The sequence below is a fragment of the Polaromonas sp. P3_C2 genome, assembly GCF_056402675.1.
In genome coordinates, this window is sequence record NZ_JBFUGX010000190.1 from 1 (window position 1) to 6,825 (window position 6,825).

Annotated in this window: 5 protein-coding genes and 2 pseudogenes; 1 reads left to right on the forward strand and 6 read right to left on the reverse strand. The window is 61.2% G+C overall.

Features of this window, described 5'->3' with window-relative positions:
• The 6 genes and pseudogenes from AC1DWI_RS09990 to AC1DWI_RS10015 all read right to left on the reverse strand — a co-directional run.
• Positions 1-103, reverse strand: a pseudogene (locus AC1DWI_RS09990) (triose-phosphate isomerase); the annotation flags it as partial.
• Complete coding sequence (locus AC1DWI_RS09995; RefSeq protein ID WP_477671588.1) at positions 100-1,098, reverse strand: NAD(P)H-quinone oxidoreductase; 999 nt, start codon at positions 1,096-1,098, stop codon at positions 100-102. The pseudogene AC1DWI_RS09990 and the gene AC1DWI_RS09995, both read right to left, overlap by 4 nt.
• Positions 1,099-1,174: 76 nt before the next feature.
• Positions 1,175-3,292 carry a polyribonucleotide nucleotidyltransferase gene (gene pnp, locus AC1DWI_RS10000; RefSeq protein ID WP_477724765.1) on the reverse strand — a complete coding sequence of 706 codons (2,118 nt, stop codon included), beginning with the start codon at positions 3,290-3,292 and terminating at the stop codon, positions 1,175-1,177.
• Between the two features lie 220 nt (positions 3,293-3,512).
• On the reverse strand, positions 3,513-3,779 hold the full coding sequence (rpsO, locus tag AC1DWI_RS10005; protein ID WP_348046953.1) for a 30S ribosomal protein S15: 267 nt from the start codon (positions 3,777-3,779) through the stop codon (positions 3,513-3,515).
• A gap of 147 nt (positions 3,780-3,926) precedes the next feature.
• Entirely contained in the window at positions 3,927-5,114 is a 1,188-nt protein-coding gene (locus AC1DWI_RS10010; RefSeq protein WP_477671587.1) for a pyridoxal phosphate-dependent aminotransferase, read from the reverse strand.
• A 57-nt stretch (positions 5,115-5,171) separates the two neighbouring features.
• Positions 5,172-6,449, reverse strand: a complete 1,278-nt coding sequence (locus AC1DWI_RS10015; protein WP_477724766.1) for a branched-chain amino acid ABC transporter substrate-binding protein — start codon at positions 6,447-6,449, stop codon at positions 5,172-5,174.
• 141 nt (positions 6,450-6,590) lie between these two features.
• On the opposite strand from AC1DWI_RS10015, the pseudogene AC1DWI_RS10020 reads away from it, so the two are divergent.
• A pseudogene (locus tag AC1DWI_RS10020) lies at positions 6,591-6,825 on the forward strand (Hsp20/alpha crystallin family protein); the annotation flags it as partial.

A 6,825-nucleotide genomic window follows, 5' to 3' on the forward strand; every position in this document is an offset into this window, starting at 1 on the left:
ATGCCGGAGGATTGGCCAGCCCACTCGCCAGGGCATCCAGCAAGGCTGCGTTGGCCTCCAGGCCGCCGTTCATCTTCCAGTTACCAGCAATAAGCTTCTTCATGGTGTCGGTGACCAGGTTAAGACGATTTTGCCGACATGCTGGTTGGACTCCATCAATGCATGCGCCTTGGCCGCATCAGCCGCCGCAAACGTGCTGTGAATCACCGGCTTGACAGCACCGCTCGCAAGCAGTGGCCACACCTTATTCCTCAATGCATTCGCAATGGCGCTTTTGAACTCGACAGATCGCGCACGCAAGGTTGAACCGGTGACGGTCAAGCGCTTGCGCAACACCAATCCCGCATTGATCTCGGACTTGACCCCGCCCTGTATCGCAATGATGACCAGACGGCCGTCCTCGGCCATGCAGTCAACTTCTCGCGCAACATAACCACCGGCAACCATATCAAGAATGACGTCGACGCCCTTCCCGTTGGTCAGCTTTTTTGCCTCTTCGGCAAAGTCACTGGTCTTGTAGTTGATGGCATGGTCCGCGCCCAAAGCCACACAGGCAGCGCATTTTTCGTCGCTGCCGGCCGTTACCAGCACCGTGGCCCCCAAGGCCTTGGCAATCTGGATGGCCGTAACGCCGATACCGCTGGAGCCGCCCTGGATCAGCAAGGTTTCACCCGGCTGCAGGTAAGCGCGCTCAAACACATTGCTCCAGACGGTGAAAAAAGTCTCGGGCAAAGATGCCGCCTCGATGTCGCTCAGCCCTGAAGGCACCGGCAGGCACTGCCCAATCGGAGCAACACACAACTCGGCATAGCCACCACCCGCGACCAACGCGCAGACACGGTCACCGATTTTGAGGCCGGCTACGGCCATGGCCACGGCATCGCCGGACACGATCACACCCGCGACTTCAAGCCCGGGAATGTCGGACGCCCCGGGCGGTACCGGGTAGTGACCCATGCGCTGAAGAACATCAGGGCGGTTGACGCCACTGGCGCTCACGCGAATCACTACCTCGCCAGAACCTTCGATGGGCGCCGGGCGATCAGCCAGGCGCAACACCTCAGGCTTGCCGTAGGAGGTAATTTCAACAACTTTCATGGCGTATCAAGGTCATTTGAGTCGCCAGCCCTCTGTACAAGAGCGCAAGCAGCTACAAAATCAATAGCAGTATTGATCAGCCCCGGTCTTGGTCCTGGGCCGGACGGTCGAGCAAAGCCTTCATCGACAGCTTGACACGGCCCTTCTCGTCGGTCTCCAGAACCTTGACCTTGACGATCTGGCCTTCGCTCAGGTAGTCGGTGACCTTCTCGACGCGCTCGTGGGCGATCTGGCTGATGTGCAGCAGGCCGTCCTTGCCGGGCAGCAGGTTGATCAGGGCGCCGAAGTCCAGGATCTTGGTGACCGGGCCTTCGTACACCTTGCCGATTTCGACCTCAGCGGTGATCTCGGCGATGCGGCGCTTGGCCTCGTCGGCCTTGGCGCTGTCATTCGACGCGATGGTGATAGTGCCGTCTTCCTCGATGTTGATCTGCGTGCCGGTTTCTTCGGTCAGCGCGCGGATGACGGCGCCGCCCTTGCCGATCACGTCGCGGATCTTCTCTGGGTTGATCTTCATGACGTAGAGACGCGGCGCGAAGTCGGACACTTCAGCCTTGGCTTCGCCCATGGCTTCCTGCATCTTGCCCAGGATGTGCATGCGGGCTTCCTTGGCCTGGGCCAGCGCGACCTGCATGATTTCCTTGGTGATGCCCTGGATCTTGATGTCCATCTGCAGCGCGGTGATACCGAAGGTGGTACCCGCAACCTTGAAATCCATGTCGCCCAGGTGATCTTCATCACCCAGGATGTCGGTCAGCACGGCAAAACGGTTGTCTTCCTTGATCAGGCCCATGGCGATACCGGCCACGTGGGCTTTCATCGGCACACCGGCATCCATCAGCGACAGGCAGCCGCCGCAGACCGAAGCCATGGACGAAGAGCCGTTGGACTCGGTGATCTCAGACACCACGCGCATGGTGTACGGAAACTCTTCCTTCGACGGCAGCACGGCGATCAGCGCGCGCTTGGCCAGACGGCCGTGACCGATTTCGCGGCGCTTTGGCGAGCCGACACGGCCGGTTTCACCGGTGGCGAACGGAGGCATGTTGTAATGCAGCATGAAGCGGTCTTCGTAGTCGCCCGACAACGCGTCGATACGCTGCGCATCGCGCTCAGTGCCCAGCGTGGTCACGACCAGCGCCTGGGTTTCGCCGCGCGTGAACAGGGCCGAGYCGTGGGTGCGGGGCAGCACGCTGTTGCGGATTTCAATCGCACGAACGGTGCGCGTGTCGCGGCCGTCGATGCGGGGTTCGCCGGCCAGGATCTGGCTACGCACGATCTTGGCTTCGATGTCGAACAGCATGCCTTCAACGGCCACGCCGTCGAATTCCACGCCGTCGGCCTTGAGCGCGGCCATAACGTCGGAGGTCACCACGCGGCAGGCTTGCGTACGGGCTTGCTTGGCGCGGATCTGGTAAGCGGCTTGCAGCTTGGCACCGGCGAGTTCGTTGACCTTGGCGATCAGCGGCTCGTTCTTGGCGGGTGCTTTCCAATCCCAGACCGGCTTGCCGGCGTCGCGTACGAGTTCATGGATCGCGTTGATGGCGATGTTGCCCTGCTCATGGCCGAACACCACGGCGCCGAGCATGATCTCTTCGGACAGTTGCTGGGCTTCGGACTCGACCATCAGCACGGCGGCTTCGGTGCCGGCCACGACGAGGTCCATCTTCGAATCCTTGAGCTGGGTCTTGCCGGGGTTCAGCACGTACTGGCCGTCGATGTAGGCCACGCGAGCGGCGCCGATGGGGCCATTGAACGGGATGCCGGAGATCGACAACGCAGCGCTCGAGGCGATCAGCGCAGGGATGTCGCCTTCGACCTCAGGATTCAGCGACAGCACATGGATCACGACCTGAACTTCGTTGAAGAAGCCTTCAGGGAACAAGGGGCGGATCGGGCGGTCGATCAGGCGCGAAGTCAGCGTTTCGAATTCGCTGGGACGGCCTTCGCGCTTGAAGAAGCTGCCGGGAATGCGGCCAGCGGCGTAGGTTTTCTCGAGGTAGTCGACTGTCAGGGGGAAGAAATCCTGGCCGGGCTTGGCATCGGTCTTGGCGACCACGGTGGCCAGTACCACGGTGCCGTCCATGTCAACGACGACGGCGCCGCTGGACTGGCGTGCGATTTCGCCGGTTTCCATCGTGACTTTGTGCTGACCCCATTGGAAAGACTTGGTGACTTTGTTGAAAATGCTCATGTTCTTATCTCCACTAAATTCACGCACTTGAGGCAGTGCGGGAGGCCCGGAGCGGCGGCTGGCTGAACACGATGCCATTCCACAAAATGCCTGGAATCAGGGGCCTGACCAGGGCTTTTCTTGTGGAATGACACAGCGCGTGCTCGTTTTGCCTTGCTCCGAAGTAAAAAGCGCCTGAGCTAGTGAACTAACTCAGGCGCTTTCAAATCGTTGCTACCGATTACTTGCGCAGGCCAAGCTTGGCGATCAGCGCGGTGTAACGTTCGGCATCTTTGGACTTCAGGTAGTCCAGCAGCTTGCGGCGGCGGCTCACCATGCGCAGCAGACCGCGGCGACCGTGGTGATCCTTGGCGTTGGCCTTGAAATGGGGGGTCAGTTCGTTGATGCGGCCGGTCAGCAGCGCCACTTGAACTTCAGGGCTGCCGGTGTCGCCGGCGGCGCGTGCGTTGGCCTGAACGATTTCGGCCTTGATTGATTTTGCAATCATGTTTTCTCTTTCTTGCACCGAGGTGCGCTTGCGAGCGAAGCAGCGTTCCCGACATGGGAGTGAATAAACCGCTTTCGTCGTGTTCCGGCATGAAAAAGGCTCAAAAAGAGCCTCAATTTGCGCAGAGCCTTGGATTATAGCCTGAGATCATTCCCCAAGCCAGCGCCTGAGGCGTTCCACCCCCCGCCCCAGCCGAGCGACATCCTGGCTGGCGAAACACCAGCGCAGCCAGCCCTGAGCCTCGGGCCCGGGATTGACCATGAATGCATTGCCGGGCGCCAGGCCCAAGCCCCCCTCCACCACCAGACGTTTGGCGGTCTCCAGAGAGTCCCCGAAGCGCGCCTGGTCTTCCAGGCGGAAAAAGGCGTACATGCCGCCTTTGGCCGGTGCCAACTGCACGCCCGGCACGGCCTGCAGCAGCGGCACCAAAGTGTCGCGGCAGGTTTTCAGATGGGCAACCACCCGGGGCGTGATATCGGCCGTGCGTTCGATGGCCACCAGCCCGGCCCGCTGCACGAACACCGGCGCGCAGGAGGTGTTGAACTCCACCAGCTTGCCCATGTGCGGCGTCATGGCAGCCGGCATCACCAGCCAGCCCAGGCGCCACCCGGTCATCAAAAAGCTCTTGGAAAAGCTGTGAACCACCACGAGGCGGTCTTCGGGCGCGGCGATATCCAGAAAACTGGGGGCGCAACCATTAGGGGTGGGCTCGTAATACAGGCGCTCGTACACCTCGTCCGCCAGAATCCAGGTGCCCGTCTTGCGGCAATGCGCCAGGATGACCTCTTGCTCGGCGCGCGACAGCGTCCAGCCGGTGGGATTGTTGGGCGCGTTGACGATGAGTAGTTTGGTTTTCGGCGTAATGGCGGCCAGCAGTTCGGCCACATCAAGCCGCCACTCGCCTGCCACCGGCTTGAGGCTGACGCATTTGACCTGCGCGCCCATGATGGCCGGCTGGGCCGTCAGGTTGGGCCAGACAGGCGTCACGGCCACGACTTCGTCGCCGGCATCCACCAGCGCCTGCACCGCCAGCATCAGCGCATTGACGCCGCCTGAGGTCACCGCAATGCGTTCGGCCGTGATCGGCGCGGCCCCCGCACAGCGCAGGCCCGCCGCGTAAGCGGCAATGGCCTCCCGCAGCTCTGGCAAGCCCAGGTTTTGCGCATAAAAAGTCTCGCCCTGCTGCAACGACGCAGCCGCCGCCTCGCGGATAAAGGCCGGCGTGACCTCATCGCTCTCGCCAAACCAGAACTTGAGCACATCATCGCGCCCCATGCCCGCGTTGGCCACCTGGCGGATCATCGATTCTTCAAGATCTAAAACAGTTTTTCTCATGGATAGTCCGTCCGCCTGTGCCGGCTTCAATCAATTATTCAATCAGCCAATTTGAACTCAAGGCCGGACCATCTTGCAGCTGTTAGGCTGCTCGGCCTTTTCGGGCGAAATCGTCTTGATGACGCGAAAGCCGTAKCCGGAACCTTCCACGTCAAATTTCACACCCGGCGAACCCTGCTTGCCCATCAATGCCACCAGCAGCGGTTGCTGGAACTGGTGGTCGGCCGAGCGCATCGCGCCTTTGTGGCCCACGAAAGTAACCGAACTACGCTCCAGCTGCGCCGCCACCGCCCCGGCGTCAGCACTGCCCGCTTTGTCAAGGCTTTGGGCCAGCGCCTCAATCATGAGCTGCATGCGCATGTGAACATAGTCGTCCTGAGGCTTGGGAAAGCGCTGGCGAAAGGATAGGTAGAAGGCTTCGGACTGCGCGCCCGCCTCATTCGGGAACCAGTCGGCCACCGCTATCACCTTGCCCACGCCGGCGTCGCCCMGCGCACCCGGCACGCCCAGCGCGTTGCCATAGAAGGTATAGAACTTGCCCTCGTAACCCACTTCCCTTGCCGCCTTGATCAGCAGCGTCAGGTCGTTGCCCCAGTTGCCCGTGAGCACTGCCTGCGCTCCGCTGGCCTTGATCTTCGCGGCATAGGGAATGAAGTCCTTGACACGGCCCAGCGAGTGCAACTCGTCGCCCACGATCTGCACGTCGGGTCGCTGCGCGCCCAGTTGCTTGCGTGCCTCACGCAGCACGGCCTGCCCGAAACTGTAGTCCTGGCCTATCAGGTAAATGCTTTTGAGCGCCTTGTCGTCCCGGAGCACATCCATGAGCGCGGCCATGCGCATGTCTGCATGCGCATCAAAGCGGAAATGCCAGTAGCTGCACTTTTCATTCGTCAGGATCGGGTCGACCGCCGAATAGTTGAGGAACACCACGCGCTTGTTCGGCTCACGCTCGTTGTGCTTGTTGATGGCGTCAATGAGCACCGCCGCAATCGCCGAGGAATTGCCCTGCGCCACGATGGTCACACCGTCGTCAATGGCCGAACGCAAGGCCGCCAGCGCCTCTTCGTTCTGGCCCTTGCTGTCGTAGCGCTCAACGACCAGGTTGCGCGGGCCGCCTGCCAGCTTCACGCCGCCACGCGCATTGACGCGCTCAGTGGCCCAGACGAGGTTGCGGAACACCGCTTCGCCGGTATTGGCGAATGCGCCTGACAGGCTTTCGATCAGCGCAATACGAACAGGTGCCGGSACAGGCGGCTGGCTTGCGGTCTGCGCGAACGCCGCCGCCGAGGCGCAAAGACATAGGGCCATGAGGAAGCGTTTCAAGTGTTTCTGCATAAAAAAATAGACCCTGGTCTTTTGCCTGATTTGGCTTGAATAAACCGCTTGCACACCTAACTGGGGTGCAAGCGGCAATCACGGTGAGCGCCGCGCAGTGTAAGGGGAAAACACCCCTTGTTCATCCATCAAGGAATAGCCATGTTTTACTCTCTCGCCCATCGCCCTGCCCGCGCCTTTCATCGCCACTACGCACCCGTCGTGAGCAACGGCGCCCTGGAAAAATTCCTCAACGACACCTTCTCCTCGTTGTCTGACACCGGCGCCGCCAAGGCCGCCAACGTGGAAGACCTCGAGAAGGCATATACCCTGCAATTCGACGTTCCCGGCCTGGCCCGCGAACAACTGGATATCGGCATTGAAGGCGACGTGGTTC